Source organism: Paraburkholderia sp. GAS41, assembly GCF_050436545.1.
In the GTDB taxonomy this organism is placed as follows: Bacteria; Pseudomonadota; Gammaproteobacteria; order Burkholderiales; family Burkholderiaceae; genus Paraburkholderia.
Genome location: NZ_JBNDMK010000036.1, coordinates 1 through 25,475, shown reverse-complemented (window position 1 = coordinate 25,475; position 25,475 = coordinate 1). Strand labels below are relative to the sequence as shown.

Sequence of the window (25,475 nt, the reverse complement as noted above, 5' to 3'; positions counted from 1 at the left end):
GAACCGCTGCCGCTCTGTGGGTCATGAGGTTTCATGTTCCTTATAGTGTTCGAGCGCTTCATCCGGGTCTTCCTTCTCTCCGCCGAACCTCGCACGGACCACGACGAAGAACATCGGGATCATGAAAACCGCGAGGAAAGTGGCAGTCAACATCCCGCCAATCACGCCAGTACCAATGGCGTGCTGGCTCGCCGAGCCAGCGCCATCACTGATAGCGAGCGGCATCACACCGAGAATGAACGCAAGCGAGGTCATCAGAATGGGACGCAGCCGCAGACGCGCAGCTTCCAGCGCAGCCTCGACGGGCCCCATGCCGTGCCCCTGTTGCAGCTCGCGAGCGAATTCCACGATCAGGATCGCGTTCTTCGCAGACAGTCCCACCGTGGTCAACAGACCCACCTGGAAATACACGTCATTCTCGAGGCCACGCAGTGTCGTGGCGAGCAGTGCGCCCAGTACACCAAGCGGCACCACCATCACCACCGAGAACGGGATCGACCAGCTTTCATACAACGCCGCAAGACAGAGGAACACGAGAAGTATCGAGATGCCATAAAGAATCGGCGCCTGCGAACCGGACTGGCGCTCCTGCAACGACAACCCCGTCCATTCGTAGCCGATACCGGCCGGCAGCTTGGCTGCGAGCACTTCCATCGTCGTCATCGCCTGGCCGGTACTCTTGCCCGGCGCTGCCGCACCCTGGATTTCGACTGCGGAGATGCCGTTGTAACGCTCGAGCTTCGGCGAGCCGTAGCTCCATTTGCCGGTCGCGAAGGAGCCGAATGGCACCATCCCTCCCGAATTGTTGCGTACATACCAGGCATCGAGATCCGTCGGGTTCATGCGAAACACGGAATCCGCCTGCATGAATACCCGCTTGATTCGACTGTCGGTATCAAGATAGTTGTTCACATAGGTCGATGCCCACGCTATCGAGAAAGTCTGGTCTATTGCTGCAGCGGAGACGCCGAGTGCCTGAGCCTTCTCCCGATCGATGTCCACCGTGAACTGCGGCGTATCGTTCAAGCCGTTGGCGCGCACCTGAGCAAGCGAAGGATCCCTTGTTGCAATTCCCAGCAACTGGTCGCGGGCTGCCATCAAAGCCGCGTGGCCCACACCGGATCGATCTTCCAGTTCCAGGTCGAAGCCCGATGCCGTGCCAAGTTCCGGGATCGACGGCGGATTCACCGCGATAATCTTCGCACTGCCGTAGCCCGCAAAATGTTTCTGCAAACGTTGAATCACCGCCTTGGCCGATTGGCTCCCACGGCGCCGTTGTGAATAGTCTTTTAGACGAACGTAGGCGATACCCAGATTCTGTCCGCGGCCTGCAAAGCTGTACCCATTCAAGGTGAACACCTGGTCGACATTCTCCTTCTCGTCCGTGAGCAGATAGTTCGACACATCTGCCAGAGGCTTGGCGGTAAACTCCTGCGTCGATCCTGACGGCGTTTGTACCAGCACAAATAGCTTGGCCTCGTCCTCGTCCGGGAGAAACGACTTCGGCAGTTTCACGAACATCAGGCCGACCGCCGCGATCACCGCGAGATAGACGATGAGATAGCGGCCTGAACGTTTGATCACGTGATGAACACCCGCGTGGTACTTGTCGCGACCCCGGTTGAACGTACGGTTGAACCAGCCGAAGAAGCCCGTCTTCTCTTCGTGGTGCCCCTTCGGAATCGGCTTGAGAATCGTCGTGCACAGCGCGGGCGTCAGAATCAACGCAACCAGCACCGACAGCACCATCGCCGCTACGATCGTCAGCGAGAACTGCCTGTAAATCGAACCGACCGCTCCGCCCGAAAACGCCACGGGTACGAACACCGCCGACAGCACGAGCGCCACGCCCACCAGAGCACCGGTAATCTGGCCCATCGCCTTGCGGGTTGCATCACGTGGAGACAGCCCTTCTTCGACCATCACCCGCTCGACGTTCTCCACCACCACGATCGCATCGTCCACCAGCAGACCGATGGCGAGCACAAGTCCGAACATCGATAGTACGTTGATCGAGAACCCCACCGCGCTCATGACCGCAAACGTACCGAGCAGCACCACCGGCACCGCGATTGTCGGGATCAACGTCGCACGCAGGTTCTGCAGGAACAGGTACATGACCAGGAACACGAGCACGATACCTTCGAGCAATGTCTTGATCACGTCCTCGATAGAAAGGCGTACGAACGGCGTCGTGTCATACGGGTATTTCACCACGAGACCAGACGGGAAATACTTCGATAGCTGGGCTACCTCTGCCTGTATCGCCTTCGCTGTCTGGAGGGCATTCGCGCCGGGCGCCAGTTGAATGCCGAAGCCGGCACATGGCGCGCCATTCTCATTGGTATCGAAGTTGTAGTTTTCACCGCCCAGGTCCACGCGCGCCACATCCTTGATCCGGACCTGCGAGCCATCCGGATTCACCTTGAGCATGATGGCGCCAAACTGTTCGGGCGTGGTCAACAGCGTCGCTTCCGTGATCGTGGCCTGCAACATCTGCCCCGGCGCGGCCGGCGTGCCGCCGAGCGAGCCTCCTGCGACCTGCACGTTCTGCGCCAAAATCGCGTTTCTCACGTCGACGGGCGTCAAGCCGTAGCTGTTCAGCTTGCCCGCGTCGAGCCAGATCCGCATCGAATACTGCGTACCCAGCAGCAGCACCTGTCCCACGCCGTTAATCCGGCTGAGTGGATCCTGAACGCGCGACGCGACATAGTTTGTCAGGTCGTATTTGTTCATGCTGCCATCCTGCGAAATGAAGGCAAGCCACATCAACCAGTTATTGCTCGACTTTGTAACGTTGATACCAAGTTGCTGCACCGCTTGCGGCAGAAGCGGTGTGGCCAGCGTCAGCTTGTTCTGCACCTGCACCTGTGCGATGTCGGGATTCGTGCCGGCGGCAAACGTGAGCGTGATGGTAGCGGCACCTGAGTCATCGGAGGTTGACGACAGATACAGCAAGTGGTCGAGACCGCTCATCTGCTGCTCGATCACCTGCGTCACGGTGTTTTCCACCGTCTTCGCGGATGCACCCGGATAGCTTGCACTGATCTGCACGGACGGCGGCGCAAGGGCATCCGGATATCGCGCCACCGGCAGGTTGAATATAGACGCCGTTCCGGCAAGCATCAGAATAATGGCGATCACCCATGCAAAAATCGGGCGGTCGATAAAGAACTTTGCCATGAAACAGGATCCTTGTTATTGCGCAGCCAATGCAGCGGAGGCAGCTTGCGCTTCCTGTACACCATTGGCAGCCGACCCACCTTGGGCGGACGTGGCGGGGGCGGGAGTGCCGGGAAGCTGTGCTGTGATAACCTTGACCTGCTGCCCCGGGCGTGCATCGCCGATACCCCGGACAATCACACGGTCGCCCGGTTTCAGACCGCTTTCGACCACCCAGTTCGCACCTGAGGTAGTCGATGTGACGAGTTGACGCTGTTCCACCTTGTCGTACGCACCGACGACAAGCGCGACAGCATCGCCCTTGGCGTTGTGCGTGACGCCGATCTGCGGCACGAGCATCGCATTCACGTTCACGCCCTCTTCGATGCGCGCGTGCACGAACATCCCCGGCAGCAGCACGCGGTTCGGGTTCGGGAAAATCGCGCGGACCGTCACCGAACCAGTGGTCTGATCGACTGTCACGTCAGAGAACTGCAGTTGCCCGAGCTCCGGATACGAACGACCGTCTTCAAGGACCAGTGAGATTTTCGCGGCATCGGATCCGCTCGTCTTCAGGCGCCCTTCCTGAAAGTCGCGGCGCAAATTCAAGCCGTCAAGGCTCGATTGCGTGAGATCGACATAGATCGGATCGATCTGCTGGATCGTGTCCATTAGCGTCGCCTGGCTCGCCTGCACATACGCGCCCGGCGTGACTTGCGAAACACCGGTACGGCCGGTGATCGGTGCAACGACGTCGGTATAGCCGAGATTGATCTGCGCCGTGTCGACCTGCGCGCGGCCGGCGGCGACATCGGCCTCTGCCTGGCCTTGTGCGGCCACGGCGTTGTCGTAGTCCTGCTTACTGACGGCATTTGCGGCCACCAGCACCTTGTAGCGGCTGGCCTGCGCTGAGATCGACACGAGGTTGGCCTGAGCCTTCGCAAGCGCAGCCTTCGCGCTGTTAAGCGCCGCGATATAGGGCGCGGGATCGATCTTGTACAGGCGCTGGCCGGCCTTCACTTCGCTGCCTTCAACAAAGTCACGCGACAGCACAATGCCGTCGACCCGTGCGCGGACTTGCGCGACCAGGAAAGCATTGGTGCGCCCCGGCAGTTCAGTGACGACCGGAACAGCGGATTGCTGGATGGTGATGACGCCGACTTCCGGCACGACCTGCGCAGGTGCTGATTGTCTTTGTCCACATGCAGCAAGAAACACGGCGATCGACGCGACACTGATTAAGCGGTATGGAACCCATTCGACGCGCATGGAGTGACCTCTGACAATGACTGAGAATAAAAATGGATGCACGGATCCCTACCCGGAGATCTCGACGTACACCTGCGCCTCTAGAGCCATCTGGTGCGAACGTAAATATCCGTCTGGATGTCGCGAAAACGTTCTAGATGAATCCATGCAAAAAACGATCATCAAGAACGATTGCGAATTTATCGATTAATCCGCCCGACCCGGTTACCTGATCGATCTGGACCGCGATCTTTTCCGACGAAGATCGCATGTTTCCAGTCAAAGAAATCGAGCGTTAGATATACGACGTACTGACAATGGAATTTTGTCTAACGAAGGAGATATGATTCGGATTGCCTGGTTAACAAACAATCGGGATTGCCGTGCGGCCGATGATCTGAACTTGCCTGCGTCTTCTATCTACCCCTTGGCGCTGGACTCTCGGCCAGCAAATCGTGCAGAGCAATTGTAGGTGTGTGTTCGATTTAAGTCTTATCGAAGCGTCTCTTCGCGTATCTGGGAATCCAGTTCCGTGCTTGAGTCTTGCTCTGAGCATCGAGCAGCGTCGGCACAGCGGACACGTTTCTGTCGCACCATCACGCCCGCTAATCCAGGCCACACGGGGGCATCGCGCCGGCCAGTTTCGGGGACGCATATATCGCACAGTGCGCGTATTGTTCGGCGGACTGATAGAGATGCTATCGCGTAGGGCTGTTTTCGCGGATCGCGGATACGGGTGGATATTCCCTTCTTGGGATTGCCGCAGCGGTCACTGCCGGCGCAGCAACCGCGACAGCAACATCACCGGCGCAGAAGCACTTCGAGGAAACCGCATACTCAGGTCGAACACTTTTGACATCCGCCCTGTGCGTCCGAAATCAAAACGCTATGGGTGACGGTATGACACGTCTAGTGGGAGTTCGACACTAATGGATGCCCTGAATCCGACGAACCGTACGCATCGCGGCCGACGTCTGACGCACGGTTTTTCTCGACCACCCTGGCTTCAGCCGCCTGCATGTCAGCCGGATAGGTGTTGTGACCCTGCGTTGGACGCCAACCAGTCTGTTCTAGCTCAACCAATTCCGCGCGAACCTGCGCACGGGTGGCCGGGTCATTTGATTGAGCGAACGAAGCGACTGAAGTAACGAATGCACCAGCAATGACAAAGGCTTTCATGAGGGAATTCACGATCACTTGACTCCATATTTCCTGACCTGCCACGAACCGGTCTGTCCATAAATTGGCGTTCGCAGTTTAGATTTACGAAAGTTTTAGATAAACGCCACGATACGGAAAAGACTATTACGGAATTTCGCGCTAACCCCCGTAGACTGATTCTTGAATCCCAACCTTTTTAGATCACGTTATCGATGGTGGATTTCTCGCTCTCAGGGATCGAAGCGATAAAGCATTTTTGGGGCATCACATATTTGGCGCCAAGCTGATGCTCACGCTTCCGCGCCATAGCAAACTTGCCCTTACGCCACCAGCTACGCTTGCCGAACTCAAAGACGAACCTTGTTTCTGGTTCGCCTGCGAAAACGCATCATCCGACTACGATTTTTGGATTGGTCGGTACCGGCGAGCGCAGTTCGTGCCGCGCCAGGTAGAAATGGTGGCTGATACGTCTACCATTTTGGGGTTCGTCGCCGCGGGCATGGGATGTTCGATTGTGCCGGATGTATCCGGGTACAGCAGTCCGGTCGATGTTCGACCCATCAGTTACCCAGATCTGTCCAGCACGTATGGAGTCGAATCCGTATGGAGCGCGGACGCTATAAATCTCGCATTCGATCAGTACATCCAACATTCTAGGCCTTGACATCGCGTCGAGCATCTGCGTGACCGGTTTCCCTCGCTGGGCGGCAGTGCACTCTCCCTCGCGAGTTATGGCGCACAGAAACGTCCGTGCACCAGAGCCAATCGTCATGCCTAGTTTCGTGTCCGCGCCCTTTTCGTTGCCGTGCGGCTTATTCATCATATGAACATTGGGCTGTGGGACCAGACGTGCCGGAACGACCAGCCGAATCTCCGGGAGTCTGGTGTCGAGATTGAGCCTTTCCCGGAGGCGTTGTGCATGACCTCGCAATTTCTCCTGCGCTCCCTTGTATCAGAGTCTCACCCTGTTCAGAGAGCAGGCGAGCACGCCAGGTACATGACGACTACCCAACGCTTCCTGAGCGTGCTAGCCTTAAAGAAAAAGGTCTTCCAGCGTCTAGTGCTGGACAGCCACTTTGGGCGGAGACGGGAACATGAAACAGCAACTTTCTACCGATATGAAGTTCTCGGGCAGCAGGGCTACGCCATCGTCTATTGGCGAAGCGCGTGTCGAAGGCGATCTCAGCAGCATCGTGCCCAGAGTCGTCTCCGCGCACCCCAGTTCAACGCGAGTGTCGGCAGCTTCAGGGACACAGGGAGCGTTGCTCGCAACAGGTCATTTTGGACGGGTGATGGGCTGTTGGACGCATCGCAACATTGGATTGCATGCCCATGACGAGATCCAGATTACGTTCAATCTTGGTGCCGGACCGCTGAATTATAGGATCGATGACACGCTTGTAGTGGTGAATCCCGGTCAAGGTGCGACCATTCCCTCTTGGGTGAAGCATTCCCGCGATGTCGACCCCACCGTACCAACATATCTGATTGTGATAGCGATTTCGCCTGCATGGCTTCGTGCACATGATAAAGCCGGCTATAACTTCAGCGGAGGCGTGGAAGTCTTTGCTGTGCCTCGCTCCCTCGCAGAGATCCTGGCACGTTTGCGATTGTCGTTGACATATCCTGGGTTGGACGCGCCAGAGCAGTTGACGGCGCTCGTCGACGCGCTTATCGATGGCGTGGGCTCAATGGGCACATCCGCCCCGGTTCTCAACCCAGGGCGTCTGAAAGGCTATTGGGACAAGCGGATTCTGGACGCGGCCCACAATATCCAGCAATGTAATGGGCGAACAGATGTCGATCATCTGGCAAAAGAATACGGACTTTCCAGAAGCCACTTTTCCAGCCGGTTCTGTGCTCACTTTGGCTTTTCGCCACAGCTGCTGATTAACGCCGTCCGGATGAAGGCTGCGCTTCATCTTTTGCTGGAGAGCGACGATTCCATTGCGACGATCAGCGATATTTTGGACTTTAGTATGCCTGGCCATTTCACCCGATTCTTTACCAGGCACACTGGTGAAACACCGATGTCCTACCGGACGAGAAACCTCACCCTCGAGTCGCTGTGAAATTTGAATTCAGGAAGCCCGTGCAGTCTGAAAAAACGCACAGTGTGTTGCCGGAATAGGCGGCACATTCTTCATGCGCAGTAGCTCCATGGACTGCATGGGTACAAGAATGGCACAACCTCAACTTATCTTTCGCTAGACTGCGTGCGAATTTTCAGGGGACGACGCGGCTGGTATTGGAGCCGGCTCCTAGGCCTGAGCAGGTTGCGTGGGTGGCGTGGCTGTTGCCTGTTGGCGGACAGGCAAGCGGTTCACCACTAACAGAATCGCACCGAGTACCAGCAGCCCGACCATCACATACAGACCGGCTTGCATGCTGCCGGTTGCGGTCTTGGTCCAGCCGATGATCGTTGGACTCATAAAGCCGCCTAGCAAACCGATCGTATTGATCAACGCAATTCCTCCTGCAGCTGCGTCGCCTTTCAGATAATCGGAGGGTATCGCCCAGAAGACCGTATAGGCGATCGACATCATGGCGGTGGCGACGGTCATGAAAATCAGCGAGATCGCGAGTTGTCCGCTCGCCCGCGTCGCAGCGGCCAGGGCAAGCGCACCAATCAGCGCCGACACCGCGCTATGCCAGCGCCGCTCGCGCCGCCGATCTGAGCTGAGGCTACCAAGGTACATGGCGATTACCGCGGCAATGTAAGGAATCGACGAGTAAAACCCGATCTGCAGCGTGTCTTTCACGCCATTGGCCTTGAGGATCGTCGGTAGCCAGAAATTGACGGTGTAAATGCCGCAGATTACGCAGAAATATGCCATCGCCATCAGATACACCCGGGGATCGCGCACCACCTGCCTGAACGAGTGATGAACCACGGTGGGAGCAGTGAGACCCATTTCGAGCGTTCGCTTTTCTTGCGCCGACAACCACGTTGCTGAGGCCGGGCGGTCGGCGAGGAAAAACCATGCGACGACACCCAGGATGATGCAGGGCAAACCTTCCACCAGAAACATCCATTGCCAGCCAGCAAGACCGAAGGCCCCCGCAAAATAAGTCATAGTCCACGCTGAAAGCGGGCCGCCCACCACGCCCGCGAGCGGCTGACCTATCATGACGATGGCAATGGCGCGCGCCATGCGCACCTCACCATACCAATAGGTGAGGTAAAAGAGCATCCCAGGTGCGAAGCCGGCCTCGAACACGCCAAGCAGAAAACGCAGCCCGTAGAACATTTGCACGTTGTGCACAAACAGCATCGATGCAGATGTTAGCCCCCAAAGCACCAGGATACGGCTAATTGTTTTGCGAGCGCCCAATGTGGGCAGCAAGAGATTACTGGGGACTTCGAACAACACGTATCCCAGGAAAAAAATTCCCGCACCGACGCCGTAAACGGCGTCAGAAAAGCCGAGGTCGCTTTGCATCTGCAACTTTGCGAAGCCGATGTTGAGGCGGTCGAGGCAAGCGAACAGATAGCAGGTGACCAGAAATGGCAGGAGACGCCAGTTCAACCTGTTGTAGAGCGCCGTGGTCTGATCAGCGCTTGAATTCGAAGAGATAGCGGACATTCACGTTCTCCAGAAGAAGCTCCGCAGGCGGGCAGTGAATGACAGTTCGGGATTCAGCCAGCCATATCAACGTTACCGTATGCACCGCCAGCTCAGGCGGCGTTGGGGTTCAGGCAAACACCGGACTACTGTTTCATGAATTCTGCAACACGACAGCGAGGTGACCGTTCGCCGCAACCGGTATAAGGCGATGCGTTGCCACGCGGTGGCTCAGGGCGATATGGCCGTGGTCCACCACGTGAATCTTCCGACTGCGCGGGTTCACCTCATAAGCACACCGGTTAGTTACACTGTGTGCCAGTTCTTAGCCACGGTCGTCAGCGAGCGCGATCGTGCGAGCTCGACATACGCCGCTTTTCACGGAGAGTGGAATCGAACTTTATTATCCGGATAGCTTATTTGCTTAAGCCAGTACGGATGTTCATCTCCAGCTCAATCTGCTGCTCGAGCAGTCGCCGTCCGCGCAGGCCAGGCGCATCGGACCTCGCATGGATTTCTGGGCCAATCCCGCCAAGACTTACCATGGCCTCGCAGTACTTCACTCCCACCACGTCCTCATCAAGCGCAGCGGCGATATCTGCTTTCAGTGAGTCGGTAAGTTGTTGATTGCCGAGTCCGAAATTTCGACTGAACGCCCAGAAGTAGTGGGTCGTATTCTCTGTCTCGGGCGTAATCGCATGATTTACCCTAAGCGCGCCGTATGGTTTTCCGGGCTCCGCGCCACCATTTGCCGCACTATGGAAACTGGAGCCCGTGGAGTGCAACCCCGGCGGGAAGAAGTACTGGATCATGGTACGGTCGACCAGTCCGGTCATATTCAGCGTCTTTGCTAGCGGAAGGTGTTCGACCTGATCACTCTTGATAAAGCGGGAGACGATAAACTGACGCTCATCCTGCTTCATCTCCGCTTCGGTTTGGGCGATTCCGGGACCGCCAATTGTGCTGCCGTGCAGGTAGCTCAGATGCGACAGGTCGAGCAAATTGTCATGCAGAAAGATGTATCGCGACTCGACCCGTTCGTGGCCGCCGACCGTTGGTTGCCAACCTTCATCCGACACACGAAGGGGCCCGTGATCGGGAATCAGACTCTCGTCCGCAACCGATGGGTCACCCATCCAGATCCATAGCCACTCCCAGCGCTGCACCAGAGCATATCGGGTGACGCCATAGCTCGCTGGGATGTCCGTTTGAGAAGGAATGCGAACGCACTTTCCACTGCAATCGAATGTGAATCCGTGGTAACCGCATTCAATCTGATCGTTGATGAGCTTTCCCTTGGAGAGGGGAAACCTTCTGTGTGGGCACCGATCGGCCAGTGCTACGGGATTTCCCTCTCGGGTACGGTAGAGAACTACCGGGATGCCCAATATCGTGCGGGCCAGCAACTCCGGGCCAACCTGGTCAGACCAGGCCGCAACGTACCATTGATTCCTCGGGAAATTCATGTCTTTCTTGAGGGGATACATTTGCTCATCTCCGATATATGTAGTTGTAAATCCGCTTGCACCTTCGGTGCCCTATCGATGATTTCGCGATCGGCTACGCAGAACACCTCTGCATCATAGATACCGGTTTCCGCTGCACTATGGCCGACCGCTACAACACGGTTGAAGGTCCTCCGGTATTCGGATTCACCTTCGATCTGCTTTCATTCAGCGTAGTTATAGACGAAGGTTCGTGGATGCCGGTAACCGGAATGTTTGCAGAGTTACCCTTTTGTTTGCTCGAGCAGATCCCAGACGACAGCTTGCCGTGAGGGGTAGACTGGATCTCATGCGGTCCCGCTCGGAATGCCCGGTTCGATGCCGCGCATATTGTCGTAGGGGCGCTCGCGTGGACTGTTGGAGAGCGAATATTGTCCTCCCATGTGTGACCTCAGCATTGACGTGTGCGCCTGCCGTGAACCTGCGCAGTTCCCTTCACGTCCGCCAGATCAAGACGCACAGCACCATTCGCCGCGTGCTCCTTGACCGCAACTTCTAACTCAATCCACGGCTCATTCCTTCACGACGCTCCGTTAGAACCGACCATTCGCCTCGAGATCCAGAGGTTTCTCGCGTGTCCTGCTGCCCCGCATAGCACCTGTGTCACAAGTCAGCAACACCGGTTCCATTTCTTCCCGCGCGTCCGCCCATATTCCTCTGAACGCTTGCGATCATGGGTTCGCTCTCCGTCGCGAAAGCCTCCAGGATAAGCTTTGCCGCTCCTGCGTCATGGCATCGTCGTTGCGACAACAGTTGCGAAATGGCACGAAGACGTGGTGCCACTGGGTGGCGCTTGACGGAGTCAGTATCCGCAAGAGGTCGAACCTGGTCGATTACTGGCTGGACATCTGTTGGGATGAGCGGGCGTGCTTCTATCTCACATCCGGGCACGCACCGGCCGGACAGGAAGGTTATCACGGTGCTCACAATACAACCGGCTGTTCAATGATGAGCCACTCAAGAGGCTCTCGCAAGACGTCCGCAGTGTCCTGCAGACCACGCGGCAAAGCACCGGATGTTCTGCAAAAACTGCACCTTCGGCTGCTCGCTCCCCTTCAAGTCCGAACCGACACCTTCGAGTTGTATAGCGATCGCATTTGAAATGGACATCACGCTGTCTCCTGTTTTCGTCTATTCGAACAAGGAAGCGTCGCCTGTGTTTTAGGATCTGTTCGGACAGATTTCACCGGTTCATCGTGTAAAGCAATACTAGGACTGTGTCCGGCCCAATACTTATCGGATCGTCTAGCACATTTCCCAGGTCTTTCCCTAAGTCCCTTGTGATTCACATAGGACTCGCAGCACAGGTCTCGGCAATACTCAGGTCGTCGCCACGTACCTGAAGTTTTCACTTACGTGCTAAAAAAAGCTGGACTTTAAGATAAATCGAGACGTTCGAGGTACCACATACTCACGCCTGCCTACCTCCCCCCGCGTCACAATAGTTGTCGCCCCCAGGCTTCACACTAAAAAGTAGGTTTGAAAAAAGCAACGACAGTCGGACGGTTAATTCCACTGTTGCGAATTTAAAAAGGTTGCTTCCGAATCCAGCAGTTAAGTCAGGTGCACTCTGTGTCGAAAACAGGTCTAGCCAGTCTATCAGCGAGCATGAGAGCGACATGTAAGCCTCGTGCACATCGACATTTCGTCTGGCGAATTTTCAGGCTTTTTCCGCACTACAACATGTAACCAACGGCTTCGAGGGAGAGCGAATGAGCAGCTTTATACGGACGATCAGATTCAAGATTATCGTCGCCTTTTGTGCATGCACCGTGGTCATAGCAACGGTTGGTCTATTCGGGACGTTGGGACTATCCAGACTCAATTCGAACATCACCGACGCGTACACAGGCAGTACCGTCCCGATCGCCGATATCTCCGACGTACGCGAGTCTGCTGTGGATATCAGTCTTCAGCTAAGCACGTTGCTCGCGGCGCATGATCAGGGGAAAACTGCCGCCTCCGTCGCGGCAATTCGCAGTGACGAGGAACGCATCAATAAAGCGTGGAGCAACTACTATCCGGGCGAAGTCACCAGTGACCAGGAGCGCGTGGTCGCGGACAAGATCAATAATTTGTTATCCAAAATCAAGAGCGAAACAGACGAAGCGGTCGTTGCGCTTGGTGCAGGCAACTACGACGCGGCTACACCACCGCTTGATGAGGCATTGGCGTCTGGCAGCATCGTGAAAGAAGCGTTGAATCAGGATTCCATCATCAATCTGGAGGAGGCCAGACAGTTTGTCGACGACAGCGAGAAAACCTTCAGGACAATCCTGTGGATAGCAATTTCCCTTCTGGTCGCGGGCGTACTTGTCGCGCTAGGCGCGTCGTCTTACCTCTTGCGTACCATCTCGAGGCCCCTCAACAAGGCTGTTGACATAGCGAACCGCATTGCGGCCGGCAGGTTAGAGAATCACCTCACCGTTGACTCGACGGGCGAGTTCGGCCAGCTTCTCGAAGCACTCCGGAAGATGGACCAGCAACTCAGCGATACGGTCCGCAGGATCAAAACGACCACCGAGTCGGTCACCGTCGCGTCGAGCGAAATCGCAGGTGGCAACATGGACCTGTCCGCCCGAACGGAAGAGCAGGCGGCATCACTCGAGGAAACTGCGGCCAGCATGACGCAGTTGACCCACACGGTAAAGCAAAACGCTGACAACGCCCGACAGGCGAACACCCTCGCCACCAGGGCTACGGACATGGCTGATGCTGGTAATGACTCGGTCCAGGCCATGGTCAGAACCATAGGTCAGATCAGCGATAGCTCAAGCAAAATTTCTGAAATCACCAGCGTGATCGAAGGGATCGCTTTTCAGACCAATATTCTCGCCTTAAACGCAGCGGTAGAAGCTGCTCGAGCAGGCGAGCAGGGCCGGGGCTTTGCTGTCGTTGCCAGTGAAGTTCGCAGTCTGGCCCAGCGTAGCGCTGCAGCGGCTAAGGAGATCAAAGAGCTGATCAGTTCGTCCGTGGACATGATCCAGGATGGCGCGAAGCAAGCAACAGACGTTAGCATGACTATGGGTCAGGTCAAGCAGGCCATCAGGCAGGTTTTTGATATCGTCAGTGAAATTGCCGCAGCATCCGAGGAGCAAAGCCGCGGGATCGAGCAGGTGAACCAGGCGATCGGCCAGATGGACCAAGTGACCCAACAGAATGCCGCGCTTGTTGAGCAGGCCGCAGCCGCCGCGCAATCGCTTGAAGAACAGGCCGGCATACTGAAAGACGCCGTTTCTGTATTTCGGGTCGCAGACGCAGGTGGATCCGGGGTGCCTACGGTGGCTCCTCAAAACATGCCACGTGCGCGGGCCGCTGCCTAGGCTGCGGTCCCACCTCCGTGCTGAGCCAGCGCGGTCGAGGACGGCCCTCGCTGGCGTTCCCGATCGCCCCGTTAAAGAGGATGAAGCGAAAGGAAATTTGGATACCTTCTGATTGGCGGGCACACCGTGTTTGGGCGTTTCCAAACGGAAATCGACAATGCCAGAATTTTGCTTCCGGTGACCTCGGCCGCCCCATCGGAGGTGGGCGCGTAGATCCTTACTGAGGTTATGAACGATGAGGAGTCGCTTGAATCGTGCGATACGTTCCGGTACAACCGGCATCGCCGTCGTTCAATGCGGTGCGCACGTCGCGGTGACTAGAGAATTACTGGCCGCCCCGCTGGCGCACCTGCCAGACGCGACACGAATCGAGGTTTCTGAGTCCTTTCGCGAAAGGTATCGAAGACTTGATCTCCCTTTGCAACGACCGCGCTTTAACGGAATAACATCATTCCACCTTGTTGGCTCAGATCGATCGCTACCTTGCCGCGCTTCGGTAGGTAACCGCGGGGCCTTTCTTTCTTCCCATTGCAAGATGACACTGCACTGGATGTATCCGTCGGTATTCCTGGATGCGGGTGGTGGTCGGATACACCGATTAGCCACCCGCAAGCGCGCGAGCTACGACGCAGGCCTGACAAGTTGCATGCGAACGTCGTCATTGCCAGCCACCTCACCCGAGGTTGATCAGAATGCGTGACGCATCCCGATGGTAACCGCCACCTGCGAGTTCGACGACGACGGCGAGAGCGTGTTAATCATGGCATGCGAGAGCACGGAGTCTGCGGGTGCACCGTGTACGTTCTGATATACGCCTTCAAGATAGAAGTCAGTGCGCTTGCTGATCGAATAGTCCGTTTGGAGCATCGCCGTATTCCATCCCGGCGACGAACCGTTATAGGCGCCATGGGTGTACGTGTACGCACCCGATACGCTCAATGCAGGGGTGAGCGCGTATTTTACGTTCGCCTCGAAGTTGTCCATGCGGAGCGAGCCATTCAGGGTTCCGGCAGAAGAATCATTTGCGCCAAGGTACGTACCGGTTCCGAAGGAGAAGACTCCCGAAGCGTTGTCAAGCTGCGTGTGGCTCCAGACGAGGCCAACCGTGGCCGGTCCAAACGTATAGTTACCACCAAGCGACCAGATACGTTGACGCTCTGCAAGGAAGTTCGCGCTAGTATCGCCCGTTGTAACGGCACCGCCTCCGCTTCCCGCGTTGCTGAATTGCAGGTATCCGGCCGCAAGATTGACAGGCCCTGCCGCATACGAAGTGGCGAAGCCATAGGAGCGGTTGTTCGCGAAGCTGCCTGCCTTGTTGCTGAAGGCATACATCGTTTCGAAGGTGACACCGTGGTAAGTCGGGCTCGCGTACTTGACCGTATTGTTGACAACGACCGAATCCGCAGCAAGGTTGTCGTTTTCGAACGGATGCGCGGCCATGTTGCCGCCCCACGTGTTCGACCCTGCCGTAAGCGGTCCAACAAGGTCGTTCATCACGTCGAACTGGCGACCGAACGACAAGGTCCCGTATGGATCGCTCTGCAAACCAACCCAAGCCTGGGAGCCGAAGGCGTCTCCTGAGAACGCCTCTGCCCCGCTATTCAGAAGGAATCCCTGTTCCAGCTTGAAGACCGCGTGCAGGCCACCGCCAAGATCTTCCGAGCCCTTGAGACCAAAGACCGTGTTCTGGGTCGAGCTCGTGACTTCCTGCCAGTTGCTATGGCCCAACTGGTTGTTCGTGTAGACCAGGCCAGTATCAATGAGACCGTAGAGCGTTACGCTACTCTGCGCGTGCGCCGAAATGGCAAAGGCGCCGGAAAGCGCGACTACGACTAAAGACTTTTTCATGCTTTGTTGGCTCCATGATTTAGAGGTGATGGTGCAATCGGCTTTGTGTGTTTAGGAACCGACACTTCTGGCGAGCGTGTCGAGTGGCAATCAGTTCAGTGAGCAAACAGGCAGCGCGTTCACGCGCCAGGGCCCCCCGATTGGCGAGGACACGCGATGTCGTTGCTGATTATTGCGACACGCGTACTTCACTGTTGCAAATTTCGCATGCTAACTACAGCACGGCTTTCAAGACCCGTCTCGTGAACGCTCTCGAAAACGAACGGTGCGATCGTATGCCGTCGAAAATAAAGAGGGCGTAAAAATTAAATTGATGTTGTGCGGAAGGAACACGTGACAGATCGTTGCGATGTGAATGCCACGACGTCTTCAGACCTTTACTGATGACAGAGTTGGATTCCCGGATACGCAATAGGATGCTGCGATAAGCCTGTAATCGAGCATCCTCATAGAATGGCCGGGACAGATCCGATCGCGAAAGTCGTCTGAACGAGGTTCAACCGGCTGTCGCCTGGCGGTGCGACGCCTGCCATGACGGCGAGCCGGGCTAACCATCCGGTAGCCGAGCAGGCTGGACTTAGTACGTGAAGCTTCTTTGTATTTTTTGGTGGTTCCCGCGGACAATCTCTTTAATATCAGAGAATTGCAGATCTTTCATGGAGCGAAAGCCGCTGTGACCGCGTGGTCTACGGAAGATCACCCGCTGATAGTCATGGTTGCAAGCGAAATGGCCTGATATTTAGGATACTAGATCACGACAGTTTCAAAGTTTGAGGTCGCAGCGTGTGTCGCGAATCGGTCAATCAGCGCAGGCAATAGAGGTTTGTATCTTATGCCCGGATTTTTGCGAGGCCGGCCATCGTTCTCGAAATTTTTTTGCCGGTGGTCTTCAGTTCCGGTCACGCGATAGCGTGAAGCCCCTCACTTCGCGCAAGTTCCCAGCAAATCATGACCAAAGCACCTATCCAATCCGTACTGATCGCCAACCGTTCTGAAATTGCGATCCGCGTAATGCGCGCGGCAGCAGAGATGGACATTCGCACAGTGGCCATCTATTCGAAAGAAGACCGGCTCGCATTGCATCGTTTCAAGGCCGACGAGAGCTATCTGGTCGGTGAGGACAAGAAACCCCTCGCGGCGTACCTCGACATCGAAGACGTGCTGCGCATCGCACGTCAGGCGAACGTCGACGCGATCCATCCAGGTTATGGCTTTCTCTCCGAGAATCCGGAATTCGCGCAAGCGGTAATGGACGCCGGTATGCGCTGGATCGGTCCTTCGCCCGAGGTGATGCGCATGCTCGGCAACAAGGTGGCCGCGCGTAATGCCGCGGTCGCCGCTGGTGTGCCGGTCATGCCGGCCACCGGTCCGCTGCCGCACGAAATCGATGCATGCAAGAGCCTCGCAGCGGCCATTGGCTACCCTTTGATGCTTAAGGCAAGCTGGGGCGGTGGTGGCCGAGGCATGCGCGTGCTGGAAAGCGAGGCAGATCTCCAGACGGCGCTTGTCGCAGCGCGGCGCGAAGCGCTTGCGGCATTCGGCGATGACGAAGTCTATGTCGAGAAGCTTGTACGCAATGCGCGTCATGTCGAGGTACAGGTGCTTGGCGACGCGCACGGCAATCTCGTGCATCTGCACGAACGCGACTGCACCGTGCAGCGGCGCAACCAGAAAGTCGTCGAGCGGGCGCCAGCGCCGTATCTGGATCATGAGGGTCGTGCCGAACTCTGCGAATCGGCATTGCGCCTGATGCGCGCGGTAGGCTATACCCATGCGGGCACGGTGGAATTCCTTATGGATTCGGACTCCGGCCAGTTTTATTTCATCGAGGTGAATCCGCGTATTCAGGTCGAACATACGGTGACCGAGATGATCACCGGTGTGGACATCGTCAAGGCGCAAATCCGGATCACAGAAGGCGGCCGGATTGGCCTCATCGAAGATGCCGTCGATGAGCGCGGAGGCGTGACGGAGCGCGCGACGGGAGTGCCGGCGCAGGCCGACATTCCGTTAAATGGGCACGCACTGCAATGCCGAATCACGACTGAGGATCCCGACAATGGCTTCCTGCCCGACTATGGAAGGCTCACGGCGTTCCGCAGCGCGTCTGGCTTCGGGGTGCGGCTAGACGCGGGAACCGCATATGGCGGCGCGGAGATCACGCCATATTACGATTCCCTGCTCGTGAAGGTCACCACGTGGGCACCCACCGCCGTCGAGTCGATCCGGCGAATGGATCGCGCGCTGCGCGAATTCCGCATTCGCGGTGTCGCATCGAATCTGCAATTTCTCGAAAACGTCATCAACCACCCGGCCTTCGGATGCGGCGCAGTGACAACACGCTTCATCGACAGCACGCCTGAGCTACTGGCGTTCACCAAACGTCGCGATCGCGCGACAAAGCTACTGCGTTATCTTGGCGAAACAAGCGTCAACGGTCACCCGGAAATGAACGGCCGTACGCTCCCGGCTTTGCCGATGTCGAGACCATTGCTGCCGGTGACAGATACGTCCGCGCCCTTACCGACTGGTACGCGCCACCGTCTCCAGGAACTCGGCCCGGATGGATTCGCGCAGTGGATGCTGCAGCAGAAGCAGGTGTTGCTGACCGACACGACGATGCGCGACGCGCACCAGTCGCTGTTCGCCACGCGTATGCGGACTGCCGACATGCTGCCGATCGCGCCGTTCTACGCGCGGGAGCTTTCGCAACTGTTTTCGATGGAATGCTGGGGCGGCGCGACATTCGATGTCGCGCTGCGCTTCCTTAAGGAAGACCCCTGGCAGCGCCTCGCGCAGCTGCGAGAGCGCGTGCCCAACATTCTCTTCCAGATGCTGCTACGCGGCTCAAACGCGGTGGGTTACACGAACTACGCAGACAATGTCGTGCGCTTCTTTGTGCAACAGGCCACCAGCGCGGGTGTGGACGTATTCCGTATATTTGATTCGCTCAACTGGGTGCGCAACATGCGTGTGGCCATCGACGCGGTGGGCGAGAGCGGCGCGGTGTGCGAAGGCGCAATCTGCTACACGGGAGATCTGCTTGATGCGAGGCGTTCAAAGTACGACCTGAAATACTACGTGGGCATCGGGCGCGAACTCAAGCTGGCTGGCGTGCATATCCTTGGCATCAAGGACATGGCGGGCATCTGCCGCCCGCAGGCAGCTGCCGCGCTGGTGACGGCGCTCAAGGAGGAGACCGGCCTTCCGGTTCATTTCCATACACACGATACCAGCGGTATTTCAGCGGCTTCGGCGCTCGCCGCAATCCATGCGGGATGCGATGCAGTGGACGGCGCGCTCGATGCCATGAGCGGCCTCACGTCGCAACCGAACCTCTCGAGCATTGCGGCCGCGCTGGCTGGCAGCGAACGCGATCCGGGCCTCAGCCTTGAGCGGCTGCATGAAGCATCGATGTACTGGGAGGGTGTGCGTCGCCACTATGCGCCATTTGAGTCGGAAATCCGGGCCGGTACGGCAGACGTCTATCGGCACGAGATGCCAGGCGGCCAGTACACAAATCTGCGCGAACAGGCCCGCTCGCTCGGCATCGGGCATCGCTGGACCGAAGTGTCGCGAGCGTATGCCCAGGTGAACCAGATGTTCGGCGATATCGTCAAGGTCACACCCACTTCGAAGGTGGTGGGCGACATGGCGCTTATGATGGTAGCGAACGATCTACGCGCGGAAGACGTGTGCGATCCGTCGAAGGACGTCGTGTTTCCGGAATCGGTCGTGTCGCTGTTCAAGGGCGAGCTCGGATTTCCGCCCGATGGATTTCCGGCCGACCTTTCTCGCAAAATCCTGCGCACCGAACCACCCGCGCCTTACCGCCCCGGCGATCAGCTTCCGGCCGTCGATCTGGAGGCGGTGCGCAAGCAAGGTGAGACCGCCTGCGAACACCCGCTGAACGACAGGCAGCTCGCTTCGTATCTGATGTATCCGCAGCAGACAGTCGACTACTACGCGCATATGCGTGCGTATAGCGATACCTCCGTGCTGCCTACGCAAGCCTTCTTTTACGGTATCCGGCCTCAGGAAGAAGTCGCCGTCGAAATGGACCCGGGCAAGACGCTGCTGGTCTCGCTACAGGGACAGCAAGGCGATGTCGGCGATGGTATGGTTAGGGTGCACTTCGATCTGAACGGGCAGTCGCGCACAACGATCGTGGAGCGGCGCAGCACCGGAGAGACAGGGGACGTGAAAAAGGGTCGTGCGTTCGCCGACCCGGAAAACCCGCTCCACATCGGTGCACCCATGCCGGGCTCAATCGTGAGCGTCAGTGTTCAGCCGGGCCAGCGCGTAGCGGCCGGCAGCATGCTGGTCGCAATGGAGGCAATGAAGATGGAGACGAACATTGCGGCCGAACGCGATTGCGTGATCGCAGCGGTACACGTTCAGTCAGGCGATCGTGTCGCGGCGAAGGATCTACTCATTGAGCTGAAGATGGCAAGCGGTCGAATGGTGGACGAAATACCGTCAGATTCTCCGGCCTAAAGACTGTGCCACTGAACCGCGAGGTGGATCTGCAAAGAAGCTTGCAAGAACGCGGCGGGTCATACATGCATGAAATGAATCCGCAGCATCGTTGCAACCGGGAACGGCGGCCGGCCAGTTTTGCCCGAGGGATAGTACGGCGCGATCAGCTCAATCAGCTTCAACCGTGGCACAACGAATCGCATCTCATCGAGAAATTCCCGCTTGCGCGTGCGCTTCGTTGACCGATCCAGACCAGGACCAGGTTGCGTCATCATACTGCTCCCCACCTGATTGGCTCTGCTCACACAATCGCACAGCAGCGTCACATCGCCAGGAGTTCTGCAAACCTTAAGTGGCAACAGAACGGAACACTCTAGTACACCATCATCGTGGCTACCGCGTCGAGGTTGCACCCAAAAAAATTTGCTGCAGTGGGAATGTTTTCTCCGAAGGAGTGTTTGCCCTTTCGTACACCAGAATCCACCATTTGCGTGCTGACTAGCGCGTTGACTGGATGATCGACCAGGTACGTACGGCTTACCTGTCGACTCGCAACAGCGAGTCAATGAAATCGGCAAATCCTGTCTTTTTGCCTCTCTCGGAGAAGTTTCATGAAGTTGAATTCGTTTGTCATGACTGGTCTTGCGTGCGCTGCGTTGCTAAGCGCTTCGACGTCGAACGCGCAAGACAGCATTGCACCCGTCGGCCCCGTCAAGAACATCGTGCTGGTTCATGGGTTGTTTGCAGACGGTTCGAGCTGGGCAAAAGTGATCCCGCTATTGCAGGCAAAGGGCTATCACGTCACCGCAGTACAGAATCCGACCACCTCGCTGGACGCGGACGTGGACGCCGTCAAGCGCGCGCTCGCGCAACAGGACGGACCGACGCTGCTGGTCGCGCACTCGTACGGTGGAATGGTGATCAGCCAGGCTGGTGACGACCCGAAGGTTGCGGGTCTTGTCTACATTGCCGCCCGTGCTCCGGATGCCGGTGAGGACTATCCCGCACTGACGAAGAAATTCCCGCCTGCACCCGCGTCGGCCGGACTGCAATGGTCGTCAGACGGCTACGGCAAACTCTCCGAGCAAGCCTTCGTCAACGATTTCGCAGGCGATCTGCCGAAGGAAGAAGCAGAAACGTATTACGCGGTTCAGCAGCCCATCGGCAAGCAGATCACCATGGCGAAGACCACGGTTGCTGCGTGGCACGACAAACCGACCTGGTACGCCGTGTCGACCGAAGACCGTACCATCAACTCAGATCTGGAGCGCTTCATGGCGAACCGCATGCATGCGCACACGATAGAAATCAGGTCGAGCCATGTATCGCTGATCTCGCATCCGGCTGACGTTGCCGACCTCATCCTCGAAGCAGCCGCCGCACAGAAGTAGCGTCGCTAACACCGCTCCTCGCGTTGGTGCGTAAAGCTCGAGCGATCAAGTTGACAAAAATTTCCAGGCTGAACCAGGGTTACGCGAAGTCTGGTGCGCGGTCGGTCAAAAACGCACTTGACCGATCGCTGGCTGTCAAACCTGGACGCAGGCGTTTGTCGCTTCCAACGCGCATTCACACCTCGCTTAACGAATCCTTAGAAATACGGTTATCGAAAAGTCAATCACAGCGATGGCATAAGGTAACCGACATAGTTAGCGCACCGAAAGCCCGTTCTGCTATTACCGATTGCTGCAGCAGATTGGGCTGTTTTACCTGGGCGCCGATCGTGGATAAGAAAACAACACATTTAGGCACCGATACAGTGAGGGCTTTGCTCAATGCAACGGTTCTGGCCTTCTCCTCTGCAAATCCGGACGCCGATCGAGATTCGGCGGCAGCAGAAGAAAGACAGCGTCTGCCCCCTCAAACGCAACGCGCCAAGGCAACCGGGTCGCTCATTTCGGCTACTACCAGATCGCAACCTTGATCCTCCCAGATTTTGTCTTTTGATAGGATAGCGAACGATTTCACGCACGTTCAACCCGGCTGCGAGCAAAAGGCGCGCAACGACTCCAACTACCTGCCCTGTAAATCCGGCGACCGAGAACGTCGGCATCCCCTGACTCGCAACATTCAATGGCGCAATTCTGTGTGCCGCGGCATCATTTCGCGATAACATCATTGTCATCAGATATATGCAGGGGAGGCATTGATGGCGGGCTTCGACGAACGGATTCTGAACGGTATGGGCGTGTTGTCCGCGATAGTCGACACCGGTAGTTTCGCCGGTGCCGGTGACATGCTCGACATGTCCCAATCGGGCGTCAGCCGCTGCATAGCGCGACTCGAAGCGCGCCTCGGGGTACGCCTCCTGGATCAGACGACGCGCTCAGTCACGCTAACGGATGAAGGCCGGCGCCTCTTTGAACAGGTGATGCCATTGCTTGCAGCACTTGAAGAGGCCGCAACATCCGCCGCTGAAGGAGCGACAGCCGTACGCGGCCGGCTAAGGGTGAATGTCGATCCGTTCTTTTCCCGGCTGCTCCTCGCTCCAAAGCTGGGATCGTTTATGGATCAGTATCCGGAGCTCCGGCTGGAATTAGTTACGAGAGATCAACTCGGAGACATGATCGCCGACGGATTTGATGTGGCAGTCAGATTTGGTGAGCCTCGATCTTCAAGTCTTGTGGCGCGAAAACTACTCGATACACGCATCCTGACGGTCGCAGCACCAGCCTACCTAAAGCGCAAGGGACACCCTCAACAACCCCTTGACCTGGAAAGCGACGCTCATCGGTGCATAAGATTCCGCGATCCCGAAACAGGGCGGCCATTCGATTGGGAATTCTTCCGCGGCCGCAAGCAACTTGTCGTTGAAGTGGCTGGACGACTCACCGTCAACGATGTCGGCACGATGCACAGCTTGTGCGTGGCTGGGCACGCCATCGCGCAGGTGATGGAACTCGGGGTCGAACAACTGCTCACGGACGGTAGACTCGTGGAACTATTCCCTGACTGGCCTGACGATCGGTTTCCACTTTACGCACTGTACCCCTCCCGTCATCACGTTCCTGCGAAGGTACGAACGTTCCTCGATTTCATCACGTCCCTCAGTGAAACTTCGGAAAAGATGCCTGACAGGCGAACCAAGGTCCGCCACCTTTAATGGCAAGATCGCTGACAGGTATTTACGTAATTTAGTTGTTTTGGCCAGCCAAACCGCCTATTCATTCTCTGAATGCGACGCGATTTTCGGGATCGGCGCTGGACCTTGGCTGACCTTCAATGTCGTGGCAGCATAGTCGCCGCGGAAGTTATCACGAGGCGTTTAGCGGCTATCTCTTGCTTCTGTACTCGATTTTCCGCCTCCCTGAACACCGAAGCACTTCCGGGTCCGTTCGCGAGACAACCGGCGTAGACACCCGGCATCACCTGGTGATGCTGGCGAAGGGCGTGCCAATACGCCACCCCGGGATCCAGCCCATTGAACTCTGTGCAAAGTGTCGTGGGCCTGTGGTTATCGAAGAGAGGCACCTCACCTACGTTGAGAGCCACGGTATGCATGAGAGCACGTCTGTTGTGAGAGACGTCCACGTAGATTACTTAGCAGTTCTGTGCCGCAAATGTCGGCCTCGGGAATCATGCGAGCGTACCGTCGTCGAACTGGCCACGTTCATCAATTGAAATGAACGTTCGACAGTGACGCTTCGTCAGTGCGGACGCCCTCTGGTCTCAAGGAATGGAATTTCCCATGCCCCGTATCCGCATGATCGACGGCTTTAACGAGGGCTGGATTGCCTTTGAGGGTGGTGTCCGCGTTGAGCACCGTAACGGCCAGATTCCTCTTGACGACGTCCTGAAGGCACTTGTCGCCTAACGAGACCGTGATTCGTCGACGGAAACGCTTCGTTCTTGCGACGGCAACCATCGCTGTAGCAAATGACAAAATTATATCAACAAGATGAGATTCGCGATATTGATGGCGCGGTGGAGTCCCCAGACAATCAACCCGTCGATGAGCTATCGGTGGCTGACCGCTGAGCACCACACCAGCAAGGTCCAGCCAAATTCAACGGAGTTTTCTCAACTCACCGCATCGGCTTTGCGATGACTGCGCTTATGGCGCTCGCGTGCGAACTTATCCCCGCCAGCAGCCATCTTGCACAGCCTGTTACCGATTTTCACCGCTCCGAAGATAGGACTCCACTTTGGGGTGCAAGTCTCGATGTAACATTCAATCAGTCAGGCGATTGTGTCGGACGTATCTTCCTTGCGCCTCTCGGGGATCTTCCCGAAAACCTTCACTCGTTTTGTCGATGCTCACCGGACTTTACGTCGCATTGACTGCAATGGCAGCCGCTACCAATGCCGTTCTGTCTCTGATCGCGTTGTGCGCTGGTGGCCCGGTCGGTGCAGTCCATGTCCATGCGAGGCGGGTGACACCGCGACGCCGTCTGGGAACGAACAGCGGCATTCATCCTCAGGCCCATTCCTTTTTGTCGACAGGGGTTTGGCGAAGCTGCGCAGGTAAGCGCGCGAGTCTGACCGTTGCGTAGATCGGTGAAAGAACCCGTTGAGGACACATGCTCGCAGCGATATGCTTCGTGTCTTATACAAATGACGACCGTCAACAGAAGTCACGCAGGACATCACACCATGCAGCTACGACGGATCACAGCACGACGTTCCCCGGTCCACGGAACGGGCGTGTTTGCCCTGCAGCCCATTGCCGCAGGCGAGCGACTTTTCGAATACAAGGGTGAAGTAACCAGTTGGCGACGCGCCGCTGCGCGGCAACGCTCCGAAGCCGGCCATACATTCGTGTTCGGTCTTTCCGACGGACGCGTAATCGACGGCAGCCGCGGCGGGAACAGCGCCCGCTTCCTGAAACATGCATGTACACCCAATTGCGAGGCAATCGAGACGGGTAATCGCGTCTTCATCCACACACTTGTCGCTATTGATGCGGGCGACGAATTGTCTATCGATTACGGACTTGAGGTCGACGGCGAGATCACCGAGGATATCCGGGCTCGCTATGCGTGCCGCTGCGGTGCCTCAAATTGCCGTCAGTCAATGATACGTGACGCACATCAACGCGTAACCTGAACTATCCGCTCAAAGTTTTTATACAGGCCGACGATGTGAACGCATGGCGGTTTCAAGGGTGAAGCGCAACAGCGGGTTTAATGTTTAGAGCCTTGAGGTTGACTTGCTGAAGCAAGGGTCGCGGCGAAGACCTCGAATGG

General features: G+C 57.0%; 14 protein-coding genes and 1 pseudogene. 8 read left to right on the top strand and 7 right to left on the bottom strand.

Features of this window, described 5'->3' with window-relative positions; translation table 11 throughout:
- Positions 1–21: 21 nt before the first annotated feature.
- From P3T43_RS32545 to P3T43_RS32535, 3 genes are all read right to left on the bottom strand, one after another.
- Complete coding sequence (locus tag P3T43_RS32545) at positions 22–3,183, bottom strand: efflux RND transporter permease subunit (RefSeq protein WP_429285110.1); 3,162 nt, start codon at positions 3,181–3,183, stop codon at positions 22–24.
- Between the two features lie 15 nt (positions 3,184–3,198).
- Positions 3,199–4,431, bottom strand: a complete 1,233-nt coding sequence (locus P3T43_RS32540) for an efflux RND transporter periplasmic adaptor subunit (protein ID WP_429285109.1) — start codon at positions 4,429–4,431, stop codon at positions 3,199–3,201.
- A gap of 888 nt (positions 4,432–5,319) precedes the next feature.
- On the bottom strand, positions 5,320–5,601 hold the full coding sequence (locus tag P3T43_RS32535; protein ID WP_429285108.1) for a DUF4148 domain-containing protein: 282 nt from the start codon (positions 5,599–5,601) through the stop codon (positions 5,320–5,322).
- Between the two features lie 154 nt (positions 5,602–5,755).
- Between P3T43_RS32535 and P3T43_RS32530 the strand changes: the two genes are divergently transcribed.
- Both P3T43_RS32530 and P3T43_RS32525 read left to right on the top strand, forming a co-directional pair.
- Positions 5,756–6,235 (top strand): LysR substrate-binding domain-containing protein, encoded by a 480-nt coding sequence (locus tag P3T43_RS32530; protein ID WP_429285128.1) that lies wholly within the window; start codon positions 5,756–5,758, stop codon positions 6,233–6,235.
- A 430-nt stretch (positions 6,236–6,665) separates the two neighbouring features.
- Positions 6,666–7,643 carry a helix-turn-helix domain-containing protein gene (locus tag P3T43_RS32525; protein WP_429285107.1) on the top strand — a complete coding sequence of 326 codons (978 nt, stop codon included), beginning with the start codon at positions 6,666–6,668 and terminating at the stop codon, positions 7,641–7,643.
- 189 nt (positions 7,644–7,832) lie between these two features.
- Here the strand turns inward: P3T43_RS32525 and P3T43_RS32520 are convergent, their stop codons facing one another.
- On the bottom strand, positions 7,833–9,158 hold the full coding sequence (locus P3T43_RS32520) for an MFS transporter (protein ID WP_429285106.1): 1,326 nt from the start codon (positions 9,156–9,158) through the stop codon (positions 7,833–7,835).
- A 395-nt stretch (positions 9,159–9,553) separates the two neighbouring features.
- Positions 9,554–10,624 carry a Rieske 2Fe-2S domain-containing protein gene (locus P3T43_RS32515; RefSeq protein WP_429285105.1) on the bottom strand — a complete coding sequence of 357 codons (1,071 nt, stop codon included), beginning with the start codon at positions 10,622–10,624 and terminating at the stop codon, positions 9,554–9,556.
- Between the two features lie 1,730 nt (positions 10,625–12,354).
- Between P3T43_RS32515 and P3T43_RS32510 the strand changes: the two genes are divergently transcribed.
- The gene (locus P3T43_RS32510) at positions 12,355–13,965 is read left to right on the top strand and encodes a methyl-accepting chemotaxis protein (RefSeq protein WP_429285104.1); all 1,611 of its coding nucleotides are present in this window, start codon (positions 12,355–12,357) and stop codon (positions 13,963–13,965) included.
- Between the two features lie 687 nt (positions 13,966–14,652).
- Here the strand turns inward: P3T43_RS32510 and P3T43_RS32505 are convergent.
- Complete coding sequence (locus tag P3T43_RS32505; protein WP_429285103.1) at positions 14,653–15,813, bottom strand: porin; 1,161 nt, start codon at positions 15,811–15,813, stop codon at positions 14,653–14,655.
- A gap of 948 nt (positions 15,814–16,761) precedes the next feature.
- Between P3T43_RS32505 and P3T43_RS32500 the strand changes: the two genes are divergently transcribed.
- A complete protein-coding gene (locus P3T43_RS32500) occupies positions 16,762–20,310 on the top strand; it encodes a pyruvate carboxylase (RefSeq protein WP_429285102.1) in 3,549 nt (1,182 codons plus the stop codon).
- Between the two features lie 68 nt (positions 20,311–20,378).
- On the opposite strand, the pseudogene P3T43_RS32495 reads toward P3T43_RS32500, so the two are convergent.
- Positions 20,379–20,564, bottom strand: a pseudogene (locus P3T43_RS32495) (IS5/IS1182 family transposase); the annotation flags it as partial.
- Positions 20,565–20,903: 339 nt separating this feature from the next.
- Between P3T43_RS32495 and P3T43_RS32490 the strand changes: the two are divergent.
- From P3T43_RS32490 to P3T43_RS32475, 4 genes are all read left to right on the top strand, one after another.
- Positions 20,904–21,683, top strand: coding sequence for an alpha/beta hydrolase (locus tag P3T43_RS32490; RefSeq protein WP_429285101.1), 780 nt, complete (start codon positions 20,904–20,906; stop codon positions 21,681–21,683).
- A gap of 755 nt (positions 21,684–22,438) precedes the next feature.
- The gene (locus tag P3T43_RS32485; protein WP_429285100.1) at positions 22,439–23,392 is read left to right on the top strand and encodes a LysR family transcriptional regulator; all 954 of its coding nucleotides are present in this window, start codon (positions 22,439–22,441) and stop codon (positions 23,390–23,392) included.
- Between the two features lie 585 nt (positions 23,393–23,977).
- On the top strand, positions 23,978–24,103 hold the full coding sequence (locus P3T43_RS32480; protein ID WP_429285099.1) for a hypothetical protein: 126 nt from the start codon (positions 23,978–23,980) through the stop codon (positions 24,101–24,103).
- Positions 24,104–24,882: 779 nt separating this feature from the next.
- Positions 24,883–25,335, top strand: a complete 453-nt coding sequence (locus P3T43_RS32475; protein WP_429285127.1) for an SET domain-containing protein — start codon at positions 24,883–24,885, stop codon at positions 25,333–25,335.
- Positions 25,336–25,475: the final 140 nt, after the last annotated feature.